Origin of the sequence: Streptomyces novaecaesareae, from assembly GCF_000716875.1 — a bacterium.
Taxonomy (GTDB): domain Bacteria; phylum Actinomycetota; class Actinomycetes; order Streptomycetales; family Streptomycetaceae; genus Kitasatospora; species Kitasatospora novaecaesareae.
The window spans coordinates 1-19074 of the sequence record NZ_JNWQ01000112.1 but is presented as its reverse complement, the minus strand read 5'-3'; the positions used below and the strand labels follow the sequence as shown (position 1 = coordinate 19074).

The window sequence follows — 19074 nt, the reverse complement described above, 5'->3', positions numbered from 1 at the left end:
GCGGGGGAGGGGGCCGGGGAGGGGGCCGGGGAGGAGCCTGCCGACGGGCCGATCAACCGGCTGCACGAACTGCCCGGCGCCGACGTGCTGATGCTCGACTCGTCGATACCGGGGCGCAGCGACGGCCTGCTGGACGAGCAGACCCTGGACTGGCTGGACTCCCGACTTGGCTCCGGGCGGGCCGAGTTGCCCGCCCTGGTGGCCTTCCACCACCCGCCGGTCGAACTGCACCTGCCGATGGTCGACGGGATCCGTCAGTTCGGCGAGGCGGGCCTGGCACGGGTGTTGCGCCGCCACCCCCGGGTGGCCGCCCTGCTCTGCGGGCACTCCCACACCGCCGTCGCGACCACCTTCGCCGGCCTGCCACTGCTGGTCGCGCCCGGCGTGGTCTCCACCGTCACCCTGCCCGGCGAGGGCGGGCGCGGGATCTCCTTCGACCATCCGCCGATGTTCGCCTTCCACGTCCTGGACGGCGACGGCAGGGTCACCACCCACTACCGGGCGCTCCCGGCCTGAGGCCCGTCCCCGGACCGGCCGCCGGGCTCAGGGTCGGGCGCCCGCGCTCAGGGCCGGGCGGTCGGCAGCCGGGGCTGTTGCGGCGGCTGGCGCCGCTGCGGCTGTGGCTGAGGCTGCGGGGGCTGGTACGGCCCCCCGCCATCGGGTGCGCGGAGTTCGGCGCCCGCATCCGCTGGGCGGCGACCTGGCTGGAGATCAGGATCTCCAGCAGGCACCACATGGTGCCGAACACCCCGACGCCCATGGCCAGTAGCGCGGGCGTCAGCATCCAACTGCCCGCGTACGAGGCCAGCGTCGCGACGACCACGCCCACCAGGGTGAAGGAGAGGCAGAGCACCGCCCGGACTGCGGCGGCGCGCACCTCGTCGGGCAGGCGGCGACGGCGGCGTGGCACGGACATCGAGCGACCCCCAGGCGCGGATTCGGCGACGGACGCGGAACGGGCGCACACGAATGGCGCCCCCTCGGCTCACTCTGCCCCGTCGAACCAGGACTATGCGTCCGAATCCGCCGAACTACCGCCAAATCGTGCCATCCGGGCAGCAGTAGCCGTCCGGGCAGCAACAGTCGTTCGCAGCAGCAGCAGCAGCAGCAGCAGTAGCCGTCCGCGCAGCAGTCGGCCGGTGCTCAGCCCAACTGCTGGTTGAGCTCCGCGAGCGCGCCCGTGACGATCGTCCGCATCGCCTGCTCGGCCTCGTCGGCGTTCCCCGAGCAGATCGCGTCGGCGACCTCGCGGTGCAACCGGATCGCGTACGGCTCGGGCTGATGGGGCATCAGATGGTACTCCGTCCGCCCGGTGAGCACCGCCCCCACGGTGTCCCCGAGGTGGGCGAACATCTCGTTGCCGGAGGCGCGCAGCACCAGTGCGTGGAAGGCGATGTCGTGCGCGAGGAAGGTGGTCAGGTCCGCCTCCCGCGCGGAGACCGTCAACTCGACGGCCAGCGAACTGAGTTGGCGCCGGTCGTCATCGGTGGCCTGGGTCGCGGCGAGCGCCGCCGCGGCCGGCTCGACGGCGACCCGCAGCGAGCCGAGCGAGCGCAGCTGGGCGGGCCGGTCCGCTCCGGCGAGTCGCCAGCGGATCACCAGCGGGTCGAAGACGTCCCACAGGGACTTCGGCTGCACGGTGATCCCGACCCGTCGCCGGGAGGCCACCATGCGCATCCCCTCCAGGATCCGCACCGCCTCGCGGACCACCGTCCGGGACACCCCGAACCGCTCCTCCAGCTCCTCCCCGCGCAGCACCGCACCTTCGGGAATCTCCCCCGACGCGATCGCCGGCCCGAGTTCGTCAAGCAGTCGCCCGGGCAGCCCCTGGATCTCCATCCGCCCAGCGTAGACGCCCGCCCCGCGGTCGGCGGCGGGGAGCCCCCTCCGTCGCGCATGCGACCCAGCCCACAGCCTAAAAGTATGACGATTTGGTTTCTAGCACTTGAATACGTCATATCTTTGAGGCGATAGTGGCGGCCAGGCAACGAAGGAGCACCACCCATGGCTCTCAGCGTCGAGAACCACGACCTCCCGCAGGCCCCCCTCACCGTCGTGGTGATGGGCGTCTCGGGCGTCGGCAAGACCACCCTGGCCCGCATGCTGGCCGACCGCCTCGACCTCCCCTTCGCCGAGGCGGACGACTTCCACCCGGCGGCCAACATCGCCAAGATGTCGGCCGGCATCCCGCTGGACGACGAGGACCGCGCCCCCTGGCTGCGCGCCATCGGCGCCTGGCTCAAGGAGCGGACCGAGGCCGGCACCGGCGGTGTGGTCACCTGCTCGGCGCTGAAGCACCGCTATCGCGACACCCTGCGTGCGGCCTGCCCGGGCGCCTTCTTCCTGCACCTCAGCGGTGGTCACGAGCTGGTCGAGGACCGGCTCAACCACCGCGCCGGCCACTTCATGCCGCCGTCGCTGCTCGACTCGCAGTACGCCGCCCTGGAACCCCTGGCGGCGGACGAGCGCGGCGCCGTCCTGGACGTGGGCCCGTCCCCCGAAGAACTCGTCGAGATGGCCGCGGCGCTGCTGCGGCCCGTCAATGGAGACCTCACGTGAGCGAGCGAAGCGAGCGAGCCATCAGAAGGCGCGCATGGGCGAATGCCCCTGCCGAGCGGAGCGAGGCGGGCGCATGAGCATGTCCCCCACTCTGCTGGCGGCCGCCCCACCGGCCCTGCCGCACACCGGCAGCGACACCCAGCTGCTGATCGCGGTGCTGCTCAGCATCGGTGCGATCGTCCTACTGATCACCAAGCTGAAGCTGCACCCGTTCCTCGCCCTCACGCTCGGCTCCGGTCTGCTGGCCGCCGTCGCGGGTGCCCCCTTCGACAAGCTGCTGAGCAGCTTCTCCACCGGCTTCGGCTCCACCGTGGCCGGCGTCGGCCTGCTGATCGGCCTCGGCGCGATGCTCGGCAAGCTGCTCGCCGACTCCGGCGGCGCGAACATCATCGCGGACACCGTGCTCTCCCGTACGGGCAACAAGGCGCTGCCCTGGGCGATGGCGCTGATCGCGGCCGTGCTCGGCCTGCCGCTGTTCTTCGAGGTCGGCGTCGTCCTGCTGATCCCGATCGTGCTGCTGGTCGCCCGCCGCGGCAACGTGCCGCTGATGCGGGTCGGCATCCCGGCCCTGGCCGGCCTGTCCGTGCTGCACGGCCTGGTGCCCCCGCACCCGGGCCCGCTGGTCGCCGTCGACGCACTGAAGGCCGACCTCGGGGTCACCCTGGCGCTTGGCCTGCTGGTCGCCGTCCCGACCCTGATCATCGCCGGTCCGCTGTTCGCACGGGTCGCCGAGCGCTGGGTCGGCCCGCTGGAGATCCCGGCCGCCACCGCCCCCGAGGAGTCGGCCAAGCCCGGCCGCACCCCGTCCTTCGGCGCGGTGCTGGCGACCATCCTGCTGCCGGTCGTGCTGATGCTCGGCAAGGCGCTGGCCGACGTGGTGATCGACGACCCGAAGGCGATGGGCCAGCGGGTGTTCGACTTCATCGGCTCCCCACTGATCGCCCTGCTCGCCGCGACCCTGCTCGGCATGGTGACCCTCGGCAAGGCGGCCGGCTTCGACAAGGCGCGGATCTCCGACACCGTCGGCAAGTCGCTCGGCCCGATCGCGGGCATCGTGTTCATCGTCGGTGCGGGCGGCGGCTTCAAGCAGACCCTGATCGACGTGGGCGTCGGCAATGCGGTGAGCGAGTGGTCCGGCAAGTGGCACATCTCCGCGCTGCTGCTGGGCTGGCTGATCGCGGTGCTGATCCGGCTGGCCACCGGCTCGGCGACGGTCGCCACGATCACCGCGGCCGGCATCGTCTCCCCGCTCGCCGCGAACATGTCCTCGACCCACGCGGCCCTGCTGGTGCTCGCGATCGGGGCCGGCTCGCTGTTCTTCTCGCACGTCAACGACGCCGGCTTCTGGCTGGTGAAGGAGTACTTCGGGATGAGCGTCGGGCAGACGCTGAAGTCCTGGTCGGTGATGGAGACGGTGATCTCGGTCGTCGCCATCGCCCTGATCCTGCCGCTGAGCCTGATCATCTAGCGATCTCCGACTCAACCACAGCACCGCCGAGGGGCGGCACCCGTGACCGTACGGGTGCCGCCCCTCGGCGTTTCCCGGGCCTCAGCCCACGTGCCCCAGTAGCCCGGACAGCACCGCCGACGTCGCCTCCAGCAGGTCCTCCGCCGCCGCGCCGCCCGCCGCCGTACGGGCCAGCAGGCCCTCCCGCGCCGCCAGGATCACCGCCGCGGCCTGCCCGGCGCTCGCGCCCGCGGGCACCAGCTCCGGCAGCGTCCGCTCCAGGGCGTCGGCCAGCGCCCGTGCGACCGCCCGGTCGTGCTCGGCGGCCTGCTCCGCCAGCCGCTCCGTCCGCGCGGCGACCAGCCGGAACTCCAGGAACAGCAGGATCCATCCGGTCTCCGCGGGCTCGACCCGCAGCAGTGCCCCGACCAGTAGCCGCGCCCGCTCGGGCGGGGCCAGCGCCTCGCACACGGCGGCCAGCTCCTCCAGCTCGGCGATCCGCTGCGCCGCGTGGTCGTCGAAGAGCGCCAGCAGCAGGTCCTCCTTGCTGGCGAAGTTCGAGTAGAAGGCGCCGCGGGTGTAGCCCGCGGCGGCGCAGACGTCCTCGATGCTCGTCCGCGCGAAGCCGACGGTGAGGAACAGCTCGCTCGCCGCCGACAGCAGCCTGGCCCGGGTGTGGACGCGTCGTCGGGGCGGTCGGGGAGTGGCGGCATCGGCCGGGGGCGGGTTCACAGGAGAACGATACATGGTGTATTCAATACGAGTCGTATTCAATACGGGCCGTACTGAACCCGAGAGGGTAACCATCGTGAGTCGACTGCTGATCACCAACGCCCACCTGCTCCACCCCGAGGACGCCACCCGCAACGACCTCGGCTGGCTGGAGGCCGCCGACGGCCGGATCGCCGCCACCGGCACCGGCCGCCCACCCGCCGCCACCGACGGCGTCCGGGTCGTCGACGCGGCCGGCGGTACCGTCCTGCCCGGCCTGATCGACGCCCACGTCCACCTGCTGGTCACCACCCTCGACCTGCACGACGTCGCGAACTGGACCCCCGGCTACGCCACCGTCCGCGCCCTCGCCGAGGCCGAGCGCATGCTGCGCCGCGGCTTCACCACCGTCCGCGACGTCGGCGGCGCCGACCACGGCATGGCCCGTGCACTGGACGAGGGCCTGGCACTCGGCCCGCGCCTGCTGCACGGCGGCAAGGCGCTCTCCCAGACCGGCGGCCACGGCGATCTCCGCCCGCTCGGCGACGACGCGCTGCCCTGTTGCGAGTCCCGGCCGAACTTCGGCCGGATCGCCGACGGCGTGGACGCCGTCCGGGCCGCCGCCCGCGACGAGTTCCGCAAGGGCGCCCGGCACCTCAAGGTGCTGCTCTCCGGCGGCGTCGCCTCCCCGCACGACGAGATCGCCGCCGTCCAGTACAGCGAGGAGGAGATCCGCGCGGCCGTCGAGGAGGCCGAGAACCACAACCGCTACGTCACCGTGCACGCCTACCACCCGCGCGCGATCGACCGCGCCCTGCGGGCCGGCGTGCGCTGCGTCGAGCACGGCAACCTGCTGGACGACGGCACCATCGCCCTGCTGCTGGAGAAGCGGGCCTTCCTGGTCCCCACCCTGGTCGCCTACGAGCAGACCGCCAGGCTCGGCGCCGCCTCCGGCCTGCCGCCCGCCTCGCTGGGCAAGCTCGCCGAGGTCCGCGACCAGGGCCTCGACGCCCTGGAACGCGCCCACCGCGCGGGCGTCGACCTGGTCTACGGCAGCGACCTGCTCGGTCCGCTGCACCCGGCCCAGCTGGAGGAGTTCACGCTCCGCGCCCAGGTCCAGCCGGTCGCCGACGTGCTCCGCTCGGCGACCACCACGGCGGCCCGACTGCTCGGCATGGCGGGGGAGATCGGCACCCTCGCCCCGGGGGCCCACGCCGACCTGCTCGTCGTCGACGGCGACCCGCTGGCCGACCTCACCGTGCTCACCCGCCCGCAGCGGCACCTGAAGCACGTGGTCAAGGCGGGCACCCCGATCTGACAACGCAGCGGGCGGGCGCCCGGGAAACCCCGAACGCCCGCCCGCTGCAAAGGACTTGCCTACTTCGCCCCACGCTTCGCGAGGCTGTGCTCACTTGCCCCCGCGCTTCGCGAGGCTGTGCTCACTTGCCCCCACGCTTCGCGAGGCTGTGCTCACTTGCCCCCGCGCTTCGCGAGGAAGGCCTCGACCTCGGCCCGGATCTCCGGCGTGTCCAGCCCGCGCACCGTCATCGTGGTGCGGCGGCGCAGCACGTCGTCCGCCGTGTACGCCCACTCGTTCTCGGCCGCGTAGGCGACCTGCGCCCAGACGTCCGGACCGTCCTCGTGGATCGGCCGGCCGAGCTCCGGGTTCTCGTCGATCATGCGGGCGATCTCGAAGGAGAGCGTGCCGTAGTGGCTGGCCAGGTGCTTGGCCACCAGCGGCTCCATCCGCGAGCCCGGCTCACGGTCGATCAGCAGGCGGTGCGCCACCGCGTTCGGCGCGCCGACGCCCGGCAGCGGGACGGTCGGGGCGATCGGGGACATGTCCTCGCCGAGGCTGGTGCCGGGCACGTGGGCCAGCTTCTCCAGCACGGTGCGGCCGATGTGCCGGTAGGTGGTCCACTTGCCGCCGGAGACCGACAGCATGCCGCCGCGGCCCTCGGTGACGACGGTCTCGCGCTTGGCGGCGGCGGTGTCGCCCGGGCCGCCGGGCAGCACCCGCAGGCCGGCGAAGGAGTAGGTGATCAGATCGCGGTCGAGGTGCTCGTCGCGGATCGCGTGCGCGGCCTCGCCCATGATCTGGTCGATGTCCGCGTCGGTGGCCCGGACGTCCTTCGGGTCGCCGGTGTACTCCTCGTCGGTGGTGCCGAGCAGGACGTGGTCCTCCCACGGGATGGCGAAGGAGACGCGGTACTTGTCGATCGGGATGGTCAGCGCGGCACGCCACGGCGAGCGGCGCTTGACCACGACGTGGGCACCCTTGGAGAGGCGGATCGACGGCGCGGCGCCGGCGTCCTCCATCGTGCGCAGGTGGTCGACCCACGGGCCGGTGGCGTTGAGCACCAGGCGGGCGTTGACGCCGAACTCGCTGCCGTCCAGGCGGTCGCGCAGCTCGGCACCGGTGACCCGGCCGCCGGTGAAGCGCAGCCCGGTGACCTCGGCGTGGTTGAGCACCACGGCGCCAGCGTCGACGGCGGCGCGCACGGTCATCACGGCGACGCGCGAGTCGTTCATCTGGTGGTCGCCGTAGACGGCCACCGAGCGCAGGCCCTCGGTGCGCAGCGCGGGCACCTGCTGGGCGGCGTGCGCGGCGGTGGAGACCCGGCCCATGCCGTCGCGGAAGGCGGACAGCGCCGAGTACAGGAAGACGCCGGCGCCGAGCTTGGCGGCGCCGTGCGGGCCGCCCTTGTAGACCGGCACGAAGAAGGTCAGCGGGTTGACCAGGTGCGGGGCCACGTCGGTGGAGAGCGCGCGGCGCTCCTTGTGGTTCTCCGCGACCAGCTTGACGGCGCCGGTCTGCAGGTAGCGCAGACCGCCGTGGACGAGCTTGGAGGAGGCGCTGGAGGTGGCACCGGCGAAGTCGCCGGCGTCGACCATGGCGACCTTCAGGCCGGCCTGGGACGCGGTCCAGGCGACGGCCGTGCCGAGGATGCCGCCCCCGATCACCAGCAGGTCGTAGGTGGCCTTGCCGAGCAGTTCACGGGTCTCGGCGCGGGAGGCGGTGCGGCCGGCGGTGCGCTCGGCGCCCAGGGTCGGGATGGTTGCCATGGTGGTTGTGTACGGCGCGCGGGTCGGGCGGCGCCGTTACTCCTCTCGGGTGCGGTGCGGCCTCTGCGGGAGAGGCCGGTCGGCCCGGTGCGGCGGGCCGGTGAAACACGGTGACACCCGCTGCCGGGACAGCGGGCGGCCGGCCGGGGCACGGGGCCCCGACCGGCTCGTCGGTCAGTTGTCCTCTTCCTCCTCCACCCAGCCCATGGTGCGCTCCACGGCCTTGAGCCACTTCTTGTACTCACGCTCCCGGGTGGCCTCGTCCATGCGCGGGGTCCACTCGGCGGCGCGGTGCCAGTTGGCCCGCAGGGTGTCGAGGTCGTTCCAGAAGCCGACGGCAAGGCCCGCTGCGTAGGCGGCGCCGAGGGCGGTGGTCTCGGCCACGTACGGGCGCTCGACCGGGGCGTCCAGGACGTCGGCGATGTTCTGCATGAGCAGGTTGTTGCTGGTCATGCCGCCGTCGACCTTGAGGGCGGTGAGCTCGACCCCGGAGTCCTTCTGCATGGCGTCGACGACCTCGCGGGTCTGCCAGGCGGTGGCCTCCAGGACGGCCCGGGCCAGGTGGCCCTTGGTGACGTACCGGGTCAGGCCGGCGATCACACCGCGGGCGTCGGAGCGCCAGTACGGGGCGAACAGGCCGGAGAAGGCCGGGACGAAGTAGGCGCCGCCGTTGTCCTCGACGGTGTTGGCGAGGGTCTCGATCTCGGCGGCGGTGGAGATGATGCCGAGCTGGTCGCGCAGCCACTGGACGAGCGAGCCGGTGACGGCGATCGAGCCTTCCAGCGCGTACACCGGGGCCTGGTCGCCGATCCGGTAGCCGACGGTGGTCAGCAGGCCGTGGTACGAGTTGACGATCTTCTCGCCGGTGTTGAGCAGCAGGAAGGTGCCGGTGCCGTAGGTGGACTTGGCCTCGCCCTCGTCGAAGCAGGTCTGGCCGAACAGCGCGGCCTGCTGGTCGCCGAGCGCGGAGGCGACCGGGACGCCGGCCAGGTCGCCGACGGCCTCGCCGTACACCTCGGCGGAGGAGCGGATCTCCGGGAGGACGGCCATCGGCACGCCCATCGACTCGGCGATGCTCTCGTCCCACGCCAGGGTCTTGAGGTTCATCAGCATGGTGCGGCTGGCGTTGGTCACGTCGGTGACGTGCTTGCCGCCGTTGACACCGCCGGTGAGGTTCCAGATCACCCAGGTGTCCATGGTGCCGAACAGGATGTCGCCGGCCTCGGCGCGCTCGCGCAGGCCCTCGACGTTGTCCAGCAGCCAGCGGATCTTCGGGCCGGCGAAGTAGCTGGCCAGCGGGAGGCCGGTCTCGCGGCGGAAGCGGTCCTGGCCGACGTTGCGGCCGAGCTCGCGGCAGAGCGCCTCGGTGCGGGTGTCCTGCCACACCAGGGCGTTGTGCACCGGCTCACCGGTGTTCTTGTCCCACAGGACGGTGGTCTCGCGCTGGTTGGTGATGCCGATCGCGCGGATGTCGTCCTTGGTCAGGCCGGCCTTCTCCAGCGCACCGCGGACGACCGACTGCACCCGGGTCCAGATCTCGGCGGCGTCGTGCTCGACGTAGCCGGGCTGCGGGAAGATCTGCCGGTGCTCCTGCTGGTCGACGGAGACGATCCGGCCGTCGGCGCCGAAGATGATGCAGCGGCTGGAGGTGGTGCCCTGGTCGATCGCGGCGATGTAGTTACCGGTGGAGGTCATGGGGAGGTCCTCGGCTCGGGTTCGGGGATTACGGGGTGGGTGGGCCTGACACGCTTCTCGGTCAGTCCCCGTGCTCGGCGGGGTACAACCCGGCCTTTAGAAGAGGGCGTTGTACAGTCCGCCGGCCGCGAGGCCGCCGATGACCGGGCCGACGACCGGCACCCAGGCGTACGACCAGTCGGAGCCGCCCTTCTTGGGGATCGGCAGCAGGGCGTGCGCGATGCGCGGGCCGAGGTCACGGGCCGGGTTGATCGCGTAGCCGGTCGGGCCGCCCAGCGAGAGGCCGATGCCGACGACGGTGAAGGCGACCATCAGGGTGCCGGTGCCGGACTGGGAGAGGCCGGAGTTGGTCCCGATGGTGAGGATCGCGAAGCAGAGCACGAAGGTGCCGATGACCTCGGTGAGCACGTTCTGGATCGGGTTCCGGATCTCGGGCCCGGTCGAGAAGATGCCGAGGGTGGGCTCCTCGTTGGCGTTGAACTGTCCGAGGTAGGTCGCCCAGACCAGCACGGCGCCGATGATCGCGCCGAGCAGCTGCGAGCCGATGTAGAGCGGCACCTGGCTCCAGTCGCCGCTCTTGACGGCGAGGGCGATGGTGACGGCCGGGTTGAGGTGGGCGCCGGACTTCGGAGCCGACATGTAGGCGGCGATGAGGACCGCGAATCCCCAGCCGAAGGTGATCGCCAGCCAGCCGGCGTTGACGGCCTTCGACTTCTTGAGGGTCACGGCGGCGCAGACGCCACCGCCGAGGAGTATCAGCGCGGCGGTGCCGAGGGTTTCGCCGACGAAAACGTCGCCGTTGGAGAACGCGGACACAAAGACTCCCTTGTCCATATGGCCCGGAGGTGCGGGTGGGGGTGGGCGGCCGGTCGATCGCTATGCGGGTGAGCGCACTGGGGGAGTGATCTCCCCGGCCATCGTTCGACAATGTCGACCGTCATGCGGAAGCTTCCTCCCCAGGTCGCCCCCACGTCAAGGCGGGGTTACGCAGCTGTGACCCGCGCCTCGACCCGTCCTCCGAAGTTACCGAGCGGAGCGCCCCGAAACCGGACAAAACGCCAAGGCGCGGACAGGCCTGATGCCTGTCCGCGCCTCAGCGTGACGATGTGACCGCTTCTCTCAGAACCGCCCGGCGCCCAGGTCGCGGGAGATCGCCCGCGCCGCGCTGCGCACCGAGGCCACCAAGGAAGGCTTCACGAAGCCGTCCTCGCAGACCCGCTCCACCGGCCCGCTGATGCACACCGCGCCCACCGGGTTGCGCCGCCGGTCCTGGATCAGCGCGCCGATCGAGGCCACGCCGTCCCAGGTCTCCTCGACCGCGTCCGCCCAGCCGCGCTCGCGGATCAGCGCGCACTCGGCGTCCACGTCGACCGCCTCGGTGAGCGTCCGCACGGTGTACGACTCGTACGGGCCGTCGCCCAACTCCCCGCGCGCCACCGGGTCGTAGGCCACCAGCACCTTGCCCAGCGCGGTGCTGTGCAGCGGCTGCATCGAGCCGACCTCCAGTACCTGGCGGGTGTCGTCCGGCCGGAACACGTGGTGCACGATCAGCACGCCCTGCTGGTGCAGCACGCCCAGGTAGACCGTCTCCCCGGCCGCCCGGGCCAGGTCGTCCGCCCACACCAGCGCCCGCGCCCGCAGCTCGTGCACGTCCAGGTAGCTCTGGCCCAGCCGCAGCAGCTCGGCGCCCAACTGGTACTTGCCGCTCTCCGGATCCTGCTCGACGAACCCCTCCTGCTGCAGCGTGCGCAGGATGCCGTGCGCGGTGCCCTTGGCGAGGTCCAGCGCCGTCGCGACCTCGGACAGGCCCAGGCGGCGCTCGCCGCCGGCCAGCAGTCGCATGATCGCGGCGGCCCGGGAGAGCGACTGGATCGGGCCGGGCATGGATACCTCCGCGCTGACAGGCGGTCGACATTGTCGACCGCAGTAGTGACGGGACGAGTCTGCCAGGCCCTACTGGCTCCGTGCACCTTCCCCCTGGGTAACCCGCCCTCAGCCTGGTGTTAATCTCCCGCGCCGTCCGGCGGGGTCCGGCGCACCGCCACCTCCGCCGCGAGCGCGGCGATCCCGTCCGGCCCGACCCGGCAGCAGCCGCCCACCAGCCGGGCCCCGTCCGCGAGCCAGCCGCACACCCGGGCCGACCGGAAGGTCGGCTCCCCGCGCCAGTCCCGGCGCTCGGCGTCCCACTGCTCCCCACTGTTCGGGTAGACCACCACCGGCTTCCCGGTCACCTCGGCGGCCAGCGCCACCGCCCGGTCCGCGTCCTGCGGCGTGCAGCAGTTGACGCCCACCGCCAGCACCTCGTCCACGTCCGCGGCCAGCGCGAACGCCTCCGCCAGCGGCTGCCCGGCCCGGGTCCGGTCGCCCGCGACGCTGTAGGAGAGCCAGACCGGCACCCCCAGCCCGCGCACCAGCCCCAGCAGCGCCCGGGCCTCGTCCGCGTCCGGCACCGTCTCCAGCGCCAGTACGTCCGGCCGCGCTGCCGCCAGCACCTCCAGCCGCGGCCGGTGGAAGGCCGCCAGCTCCGCGACGCTCAGCCCGTACCGGCCCCGGTACTCCGAGCCGTCCGCCAGCACCGCCCCGTACGGGCCCACCGACGCCGCGATCCAGCGCCGCCGCCCGCCCGGCGCGGCCCGCGCCGCCTCCCGGGCCAGCTCCACGCTGCTCGCCAGCAGCCGCGCCGCCTCGGCGCGGCACACCCCGCGCCGGGCGAAGCCCTCGAAGCTCGCCTGGTAGCTCGCGGTTATGGCGACGTCCGCGCCGGCCTCGAAGTACGCCCGGTGCGCCGCGACCACCGCCTCCGGCTCGTCCGCCAGCAGCCGCGCCGACCAGAGCTCGTCCGACAGGTCGTGCCCGGCGGCCGCCAACTGGTTCGACATCCCGCCGTCCAGCACCAGCGGACCGGCGGCGAGCGCCGCGGCGAAGTCCGGCGGGGGAGCAGTAGGCATGTCGGCCTCCTCGGGGAGTGTCGTTCCTGGTCACAGCCTAGAAGGCGAGCACCCCCGCCGACCCGGAAAACCATTTGCCGACGGGGAACGCAATCGCTACGTTGTGCTCATCCCGAGAACGACGCCCGGGGTGAACACCCGAGAACGACGATCCGAGCACGGCGAGCGCGGAGAGGAGCCGGCCATGGCGGTGGACGAGCAGTCCCCCCAGCCCCTCACCGGGCCCGCGACCACCGGGCCCGCGACGGAGCAGGAGTGGCTGGCCGCGTACGACCCGCGCGCCTACACCCCGATCGCCGTCACGGTCGACGTGGTCGCCCTGACCTTGCGCCAGGGCAGCCTGCACGTGCTGCTCGTCGAGCGCGGCGCCCCGCCCTACCAGGGCTGCTGGGCGCTGCCCGGCGGCTTCCTGCGGGCCGGCGAGGAGGGCCTGGACGAGGCGGCCGCCCGCGAGCTGGCCGAGGAGACGGGCCTGCAGGGCGCCTCCGAGGTGGAGGCGACACTCTGCCGCCTCCACCTCGAACAGCTCGGCACCTACGGAGCCCCCGGGCGGGATCCGCGGATGCACGTCGTCTCCGTCGCCTACCTCGCCTTCGCACCCGACCTGCCCGACCCCCAGGCCGGGACGGACGCCGCGGCCGCCGCCTGGCACCCCGTCTCCGACCTGGACCTCCGGCCCTGCGGCCGCTCCACAGCCGCCGGTGCGCCCGCCGACACCCACGGGGGTGGTGTCGACGGGCGCACCGGCCCCACCGCGCTCACGCTGGCCTTCGACCACGCCCGCATCCTCGCCGACGGCCTCGACCGGGTGCGCGCCAAGATCGAGTACAGCCCCCTGGCCACCGCCTTCCTGCCCGACGACTTCACCATCCCGGATCTGCGCGCCGTCTACGAGGCGGTCTGGGCCGAGAAGCTCCACCCGGGCAACTTCCACCGCAAGGTCCTCTCCGTCCCCGGCTTCGTCGAGAGCACCGGCACCACCACCCAGCGCGGCGGCGCCCGCGGCGGCCCCCGAGCCCGCACCTACCACGCCGGCGGTGCCAGCCTGCTGCACCCCGCTCTGCTCCGCCCCACCCGCGAGGACCCACCGGGAGAGGCGCCACCGGGCGAGGCCCTGCCGGGCGAGGCCCCGGCCCACTGACCTCCGGCCGACCAGGGGCCGCATCGACCCACCGGGCTAACATCCGGCCATGACCACTGACGAAGTGACCCGGCCCGTCCACCGGCCGTTCTCCCACTGCCACTTCTGCGGCACGCCCTACCCGCCCGGCACCGTGGCCTGGCCCCGGAGCTGCCCCGGCTGCGCCGAGATCAGCTACCGCAACCCGCTGCCCGTCGCGGTCACCGTCCTCCCCGTCACCCGGCCCGACGCCGACCCGGCACTGGTCGTCATCCGCCGCACCATCGAGCCCGGCTACGGCGAACTCGCCTTCCCCGGCGGCTACATGGACTTCGGCGAGAGCTGGCAGCAGGCCTGCGTCCGCGAACTGCACGAGGAGACCGGCATCGCGGCCGACCCTGCCGAGATCACCCTGATCCACACCGCCTCCGACCCCAACGGCCGCTTCGTGATGCTCTGCGGCCTGCTCCCCGCCCGGCCGCTCGCCGAGCTCCCGCCCTCGCGCCCCACCGACGAGACCGACGGCTGGCTGCTCGCCACCGCCGACACCCCGCTCGTCTGGGACTTCCACAACGGCGTCCTGCGTCGCTGGTTCAGCGGAGAGTTCACCCCCCGTTGAGCACCCGTTGACCACCCGGCCGCTCACCGGCCGACCCTGGCGCGACGGCCGCTCACATGGCATGGTCTGCACCGACAGCCCAACCGGACGGGTCTGCCACAAGCGCTCCCGTCCCCACCACCGGCCCGGGAGACCACCACCGTGAGCACCCCACCCCAGGACCAGCCGCTCTGGCGCCCCACCCCCGCTCGCGCCGCCGCCACCAGCCTGGTGGCCTTCCAGGCCTGGGCCGCCGAACACCACGGCGCCCCGGCCGCCCCGCTCGCCCCGGCAGCCGACGACCAGCAGGCCGCCGAGCGCTACGCCGACCTGCACGCCTGGTCCACCGAGGACCTCGACCGGTTCTGGACGGCCGTCACCCAGTGGTTCGACGTCCGCTTCACCCAGGCCCCCGAGGCCGTCCTCGCCGACCCGGCCATGCCCGGCGCCCGCTGGTTCCCCGGCGCCCGCCTCAACTACGCCGAGCACGCCCTGCGCGCCGCCGGTGACCCGGCCAACGCCGACCGTCCGGCCGTCCTCCACCTCGACGAGACCGCCGAGCAGCCCGTCGTCCTCACCTGGTCCGAACTGCGCCGCCAGGTCGGCTCCCTGGCCGCCGCCCTGCGCGCCCGGGGCATCGGCCCCGGCGACCGCGTCAGCGCCTACCTGCCCAACATCCCGCAGGCCGCCGTCGCCCTCCTCGCCACCGCCGCCGTCGGCGCGATCTGGACCAGCTGCGCCCCCGACTTCGGCGCCCGCAGCGTCCTCGACCGGCTCCAGCAGATCGAGCCGGCCGTCCTCTTCGCCGTCGACGGCTACCACTACGGCGGCAAGGACCACGACCGCACCGAGGTCGTCGCCGAACTGCGCCGCGAGCTGCCCAGCCTGCGCACCGTCGTGCACGTCCCGCTGCTCGGCGGCCCCGCCCCCGAGGGCGCCCTGACCTGGGACGACCTGGTCGCCGACGAGGTCGAGCCGGTCTTCGAGGCCGTCCCCTTCGACCACCCGCTCTGGGTCCTCTACTCCTCCGGCACCACCGGCCTGCCCAAGGCCATCGTGCAGAGCCAGGGCGGCATCCTCCTCGAACACCTCAAGCAGGCCGGCCTCCACCTCGACCTCGGCCCGCAGGACCGCTTCCTCTGGTACACCTCCACCGGCTGGATGATGTGGAACTTCCTGCTGGCCGGCCTCCTCGTCGGGTCCACGATCGTCACCTACGACGGCAGCCCCGGCCACCCGGACACCGGCGCCCTGTGGTCCGTCGCCGCCCGCACCGGCGCCACCGTCCTCGGCACCTCCGCCGCCTACGTGATCGCCAGCCGCAAGGCCGAGCTCCACCCCGGCCGGGACCTCGACCTCTCCGCCGTCCGCTGCATCGGCACCACCGGCTCCCCGCTCCCGCCCGACGGCTTCCGCTGGATCTACGACGAGGTGAAGGAGGACGTCTGGCTCGCCTCCGTCAGCGGCGGCACCGACGTCTGCTCCTGCTTCGTCGGCGGCGTCCCGACCCTCCCGGTGTACCTCGGCGAGATCCAGGCCCCCTGCCTCGGCACCGCCGTCGAGTCCTGGGACGTCCAGGGCAAGCCGCTCACCGACGCCGTCGGCGAGCTCGTCGTCACCAAGCCCATCCCGTCCATGCCCACCGGCTTCTGGAACGACCCGGAGGGCACCCGGTACCACGACAGCTACTTCGACATGTACCCCGGCGTCTGGCGCCACGGCGACTGGATCACCGTCACCTCCCGGGGCACCGTCGTCATCCACGGCCGCTCCGACTCCACCCTCAACCGCCAGGGCGTCCGGATGGGCTCCTCGGACATCTACGAGGTGGTCGAACGCCTCCCCGAGATCGCCGAGTCCCTCGTCATCGGCCTGGAGGAGCCCGACGGCGGCTACTGGATGCCGCTGTTCGTCGTCCTCGCCCCCGGCGCCGAACTGGACGAAGGCCTCATCGGCCGCATCCGCACCTCGCTGCGCACCGAGCTGTCCCCGCGCCACGTCCCCGACGAGGTCATCGCCGTCCGCGGCCTCCCGCACACCCTGACCGGAAAGCGGATCGAGGTCCCGGTCAAGCGCATCCTCTCCGGCACCCCGCTGGAGCAGGCCGTCAACCCCGGCTCCGTCGACAACCTCGACCACCTGCGCTTCTTCGAGCAGCTCCGGGTCGACCGCCAGGCCTGACCGGCCCGACGCACACGAAAGGGGCGCCCCCACCGCAATGGCGGGGACGCCCCTTCCCGTCGCTACCTCGGCCCTACTCGCCCGACAGCACCTGCTGCGCGGCGGCCCGCGCCTCCTCGGCACTGTCCGCGGCCCGGGCCGCCTCGGCCGCCCGGCGACACTGCGCCAGCGTGTACTTGGCCAGCGCGGTCCGCACGTACGGGATCGACGCGGCGCCCATCGAGAGGCTGGTGACGCCGAGACCGGTCAGCACCACGGCCAGCAGCGGGTCGGAGGCCGCCTCGCCGCAGACGCCGCAGCTCTTGCCGGTGACCCGCGCGGCGTCGGCCGCCGCGGCGACCAGATCCAACAGCGCCGGCTGCCACGGGTCCTGCAGCCGGGCCAGCGCACCGACCTGACGGTCGGCCGCGAAGGTGTACTGCGCCAGGTCGTTGGTCCCCAGCGACAGGAACTCGACCTCCTGCAGGATCGTCCTGGCGCGCAGCGCAGCCGACGGGATCTCCACCATCGCACCGAACTTGGCGTCCAGCCCGGCCTCACGGCACGCGGCCGCGAAGTCCTTGGCGTCCTTGCGGTCGGCCACCATCGGGGCCATCACCTCAAGGTGCACCGGCAGGCCCTCGGCCGCCGTGGCCAGCGCCCGCAGCTGGGTGCGCAGCACCTCGGGGTGCTCCAGCAGGGTGCGCAGGCCGCGCACGCCCAGCGCCGGGTTCGGCTCGTCGGCCGGGGTCAGGAAGTCCAACGGCTTGTCCGCGCCCGCGTCGAGCACCCGGACGACGACCCGGCCCTCCGGGAAGGCCTCCAGCACCTTGCGGTACGCCTCGACCTGCTTCGCCTCGCTGGGAGCCTTCGCCGAGTCGTCCAGGAACAGGAACTCGGTACGGAACAGGCCGACGCCCTCGGCGCCGTTCTCCAGCGCGGCCGGCACGTCCGCCGGGCCACCCACGTTGGCCAGCAGCGGGACGCGGTGCCCGTCCGAGGTCTGCCCCGGGCCGGAGGAGGCGGCCAGCGCGGCCTTGCGCTCGGCGGCGATCGCCCGCAGCTCCTCCTGCTTCTCCGGCGACGGCTCCAGCAGCACGTCGCCCGAGCTGCCGTCCACCGCGACGACGGTGCCCTCGGCGACTTCGGTCGCACCGGGCAGCGCCACGACGGCCGGCACACCCAACGCCCGCGCCAGGATGGCGCTGTGGCTGGTCGGCCCGCCCTCCTCGGTCACGAACCCGAGCACCAGCGCCGGGTCCAGCAGCGCCGTGTCGGCCGGCGCCAGGTCCCGGGCGAACAGCACGTACGGCTCGTCGCTGTCCGGCACACCCGGCATCGGCACGCCGAGCAGCCGCGCCACGATCCGGTTGCGCACGTCGTCCAGGTCGGCGACCCGTCCGGCCAGGTACTCCCCGGCGGAGGCGAGCAGCGCACGGTAGGCGGCGAAGGCGTCGTACACGCCACGCTCGGCACTGCTGCCGACCGTGATCCGGCGGGACACGTCGGCCATCAGCTCCGGGTCCTGCGCCATCAGCGCCTGGGCCTCCAGCACGGCCTGCGCCTCACCGCCGGCCAGGTTGCCGCGCGCGATGAGATCGGCGGCGACCGCCTCGACGGCGGCCTGGGCGCGCGCCTGCTCGCGAGGGGCGTCCTCGGTCGGGATCTGGGTGGCCGGGGGTTCCAGCACCGCCGTCCCCATGTGCCGCACCTGCGCGATCGCGACCCCGTGGCTGACACCCACGCCGTGCAGTGTCTTCTCCATGAACCTGTTCTCCGCTGAGTCTGTGTGGGGGAAAGAGAGCGAGAGGTCAGACCCAGCTGAACAGCGGCTCGCCGGAGACGGCCTCGCCGTCCTCCCGCAGGTCGCCCAGCGAGTCGGGAGTGGCCTCCAGCGCCACGATCGGCGAGATCGGCGACTTGCCGGCGGCCTCGACGGTGGACGGGTCCCACTTGATGACGGCCTGTCCGCGGGCCACCGTGTCGCCCTTGTTGACGAGCAGCTCGAAGCCCTCGCCGTTGAGCTGAACCGTGTCGATCCCGAGGTGGGTCAGCACACCGTGGCCCTCGGCATCCACGACGACGAAGGCGTGCGGGTGCATGGAGACCACGACGCCGTCCACCGGAGCGACCGCCTCGGTGGGCCGACGAACCGGGTCGATCGCGGTGCCGGGGCCGACCATCGCGCCCGAGAACACCGGGTCGGGCACGCCGGCGAGCCCGACGACCAGGCCGGTCAGCGGCGACGTCACAGTGGTCATGGTTGTGCCTCCCAAGTGCGCAATACAGCGAGTGGCCGCAAGGCGCGGCACGACGATCAGCTGAAGCCTAAATCATGTCAACTACGGACATCCATTGACATTCCCGGGCGTATCCCCACCCTCGCCCACCTGCCGACCGGCGTTCCACCGGCCCCGCGAGTGGTCTAGTCCTCTCGCCCGATGCGCGCACTCTACAGGCATCTTGGCGAATCGGGACCATTGCTGTATATGCTCGCGAGAGCAACAAATCATGCCGCCGCCCGGGTGACCCCCGGCGCGCCTCGATTCGCGCTCGGTCCACCGACCCGCTATGGTTGGTCGAGTCGCCGCAACTCGGCGGTTAACACCAGATTTCAGATGCGAAAAGCCCCGGCAAACGGAGCGGAAAACATCTGGTAAGCTGGAATCACGAACGAAGCCCGGAGGGTCCGCTGGAAGGCGGTCCGAAGGAAGCGTCCGTTCCTTGAGAACTCAACAGCGTGCCAAAAGTCAACGCCAGATATGTTGAC

At 72.7% G+C, this 19074-nt stretch carries 17 protein-coding genes; 7 read left to right on the top strand and 10 right to left on the bottom strand.

The window, feature by feature from the left end; translation table 11 throughout:
- The coding region (locus OP86_RS29675) for a metallophosphoesterase family protein (protein WP_033333957.1) at positions 1-516 on the top strand (516 nt) is incomplete at its 5' end.
- Here the strand turns inward: OP86_RS29675 and OP86_RS34100 are convergent.
- On the bottom strand, positions 485-916 hold the full coding sequence (locus tag OP86_RS34100; protein ID WP_157849875.1) for a hypothetical protein: 432 nt from the start codon (positions 914-916) through the stop codon (positions 485-487). The genes OP86_RS29675 and OP86_RS34100 overlap by 32 nt on opposite strands.
- Positions 917-1143: 227 nt before the next feature.
- Positions 1144-1839, bottom strand: coding sequence for a FadR/GntR family transcriptional regulator (locus OP86_RS29665; RefSeq protein WP_030058959.1), 696 nt, complete (start codon positions 1837-1839; stop codon positions 1144-1146).
- A 165-nt stretch (positions 1840-2004) separates the two neighbouring features.
- Between OP86_RS29665 and OP86_RS29660 the strand changes: the two genes are divergently transcribed.
- Entirely contained in the window at positions 2005-2559 is a 555-nt protein-coding gene (locus OP86_RS29660; protein WP_051830964.1) for a gluconokinase, read from the top strand.
- 79 nt (positions 2560-2638) lie between these two features.
- A complete protein-coding gene (locus tag OP86_RS29655; RefSeq protein WP_030058955.1) occupies positions 2639-4027 on the top strand; it encodes a GntT/GntP/DsdX family permease in 1389 nt (462 codons plus the stop codon).
- Between the two features lie 81 nt (positions 4028-4108).
- Here the strand turns inward: OP86_RS29655 and OP86_RS29650 are convergent, their stop codons facing one another.
- A complete protein-coding gene (locus tag OP86_RS29650; RefSeq protein WP_051830962.1) occupies positions 4109-4738 on the bottom strand; it encodes a TetR/AcrR family transcriptional regulator in 630 nt (209 codons plus the stop codon).
- A gap of 76 nt (positions 4739-4814) precedes the next feature.
- Between OP86_RS29650 and OP86_RS29645 the strand changes: the two genes are divergently transcribed.
- Positions 4815-6035, top strand: a complete 1221-nt coding sequence (locus tag OP86_RS29645) for a metal-dependent hydrolase family protein (RefSeq protein WP_030259618.1) — start codon at positions 4815-4817, stop codon at positions 6033-6035.
- Between the two features lie 152 nt (positions 6036-6187).
- Here OP86_RS29645 and OP86_RS29640 read toward each other — a convergent pair whose 3' ends face one another.
- The 5 genes from OP86_RS29640 to mmuM all read right to left on the bottom strand — a co-directional run bounded on the left by OP86_RS29640 (position 6188) and on the right by mmuM (position 12426).
- Positions 6188-7783, bottom strand: a complete 1596-nt coding sequence (locus tag OP86_RS29640; protein WP_030058949.1) for a glycerol-3-phosphate dehydrogenase/oxidase — start codon at positions 7781-7783, stop codon at positions 6188-6190.
- Between the two features lie 174 nt (positions 7784-7957).
- Positions 7958-9478, bottom strand: coding sequence for a glycerol kinase GlpK (gene glpK, locus OP86_RS29635; protein WP_030058947.1), 1521 nt, complete (start codon positions 9476-9478; stop codon positions 7958-7960).
- 96 nt (positions 9479-9574) lie between these two features.
- Positions 9575-10294, bottom strand: coding sequence for an MIP/aquaporin family protein (locus OP86_RS29630; RefSeq protein ID WP_280921469.1), 720 nt, complete (start codon positions 10292-10294; stop codon positions 9575-9577).
- Positions 10295-10597: 303 nt separating this feature from the next.
- Positions 10598-11362: an IclR family transcriptional regulator gene (locus tag OP86_RS29625; RefSeq protein ID WP_030058943.1), complete on the bottom strand. Its 765-nt coding sequence runs from the start codon at positions 11360-11362 to the stop codon at positions 10598-10600.
- Between the two features lie 119 nt (positions 11363-11481).
- The gene (mmuM, locus tag OP86_RS29620) at positions 11482-12426 is read right to left on the bottom strand and encodes a homocysteine S-methyltransferase (protein WP_033333952.1); all 945 of its coding nucleotides are present in this window, start codon (positions 12424-12426) and stop codon (positions 11482-11484) included.
- Between the two features lie 184 nt (positions 12427-12610).
- Between mmuM and OP86_RS29615 the strand changes: the two genes are divergently transcribed.
- The 3 genes from OP86_RS29615 to OP86_RS29605 all read left to right on the top strand — a co-directional run bounded on the left by OP86_RS29615 (position 12611) and on the right by OP86_RS29605 (position 16325).
- Complete coding sequence (locus tag OP86_RS29615; RefSeq protein ID WP_078589232.1) at positions 12611-13567, top strand: NUDIX hydrolase; 957 nt, start codon at positions 12611-12613, stop codon at positions 13565-13567.
- 49 nt (positions 13568-13616) lie between these two features.
- Positions 13617-14165 carry an NUDIX domain-containing protein gene (locus tag OP86_RS29610; RefSeq protein ID WP_030058937.1) on the top strand — a complete coding sequence of 183 codons (549 nt, stop codon included), beginning with the start codon at positions 13617-13619 and terminating at the stop codon, positions 14163-14165.
- A gap of 141 nt (positions 14166-14306) precedes the next feature.
- Entirely contained in the window at positions 14307-16325 is a 2019-nt protein-coding gene (locus OP86_RS29605) for an acetoacetate--CoA ligase (protein WP_030058935.1), read from the top strand.
- Positions 16326-16398: 73 nt separating this feature from the next.
- Here OP86_RS29605 and ptsP read toward each other — a convergent pair whose 3' ends face one another.
- Together ptsP and OP86_RS29595 are read right to left on the bottom strand one after the other, a co-directional pair.
- Positions 16399-18069 carry a phosphoenolpyruvate--protein phosphotransferase gene (gene ptsP, locus OP86_RS29600; RefSeq protein ID WP_030058933.1) on the bottom strand — a complete coding sequence of 557 codons (1671 nt, stop codon included), beginning with the start codon at positions 18067-18069 and terminating at the stop codon, positions 16399-16401.
- A 46-nt stretch (positions 18070-18115) separates the two neighbouring features.
- Complete coding sequence (locus OP86_RS29595; RefSeq protein WP_030058931.1) at positions 18116-18565, bottom strand: PTS sugar transporter subunit IIA; 450 nt, start codon at positions 18563-18565, stop codon at positions 18116-18118.
- Positions 18566-19074: the final 509 nt, after the last annotated feature.

Coding starts and splice junctions, on each gene's coding strand:
- OP86_RS34100 (WP_157849875.1), bottom strand. CDS start 916: ATGTCCGTGCCACGCCGCCGTCGCCGCCTGCCCGACGAGGTGCGCGCC.
- OP86_RS29665 (WP_030058959.1), bottom strand. CDS start 1,839: ATGGAGATCCAGGGGCTGCCCGGGCGACTGCTTGACGAACTCGGGCCG.
- OP86_RS29660 (WP_051830964.1), top strand. CDS start 2,005: ATGGCTCTCAGCGTCGAGAACCACGACCTCCCGCAGGCCCCCCTCACC.
- OP86_RS29655 (WP_030058955.1), top strand. CDS start 2,639: ATGTCCCCCACTCTGCTGGCGGCCGCCCCACCGGCCCTGCCGCACACC.
- OP86_RS29640 (WP_030058949.1), bottom strand. CDS start 7,783: ATGGCAACCATCCCGACCCTGGGCGCCGAGCGCACCGCCGGCCGCACC.
- glpK (WP_030058947.1), bottom strand. CDS start 9,478: ATGACCTCCACCGGTAACTACATCGCCGCGATCGACCAGGGCACCACC.
- OP86_RS29625 (WP_030058943.1), bottom strand. CDS start 11,362: ATGCCCGGCCCGATCCAGTCGCTCTCCCGGGCCGCCGCGATCATGCGA.
- mmuM (WP_033333952.1), bottom strand. CDS start 12,426: ATGCCTACTGCTCCCCCGCCGGACTTCGCCGCGGCGCTCGCCGCCGGT.
- OP86_RS29615 (WP_078589232.1), top strand. CDS start 12,611: ATGGCGGTGGACGAGCAGTCCCCCCAGCCCCTCACCGGGCCCGCGACC.
- OP86_RS29610 (WP_030058937.1), top strand. CDS start 13,617: ATGACCACTGACGAAGTGACCCGGCCCGTCCACCGGCCGTTCTCCCAC.
- ptsP (WP_030058933.1), bottom strand. CDS start 18,069: ATGGAGAAGACACTGCACGGCGTGGGTGTCAGCCACGGGGTCGCGATC.
- OP86_RS29595 (WP_030058931.1), bottom strand. CDS start 18,565: ATGACCACTGTGACGTCGCCGCTGACCGGCCTGGTCGTCGGGCTCGCC.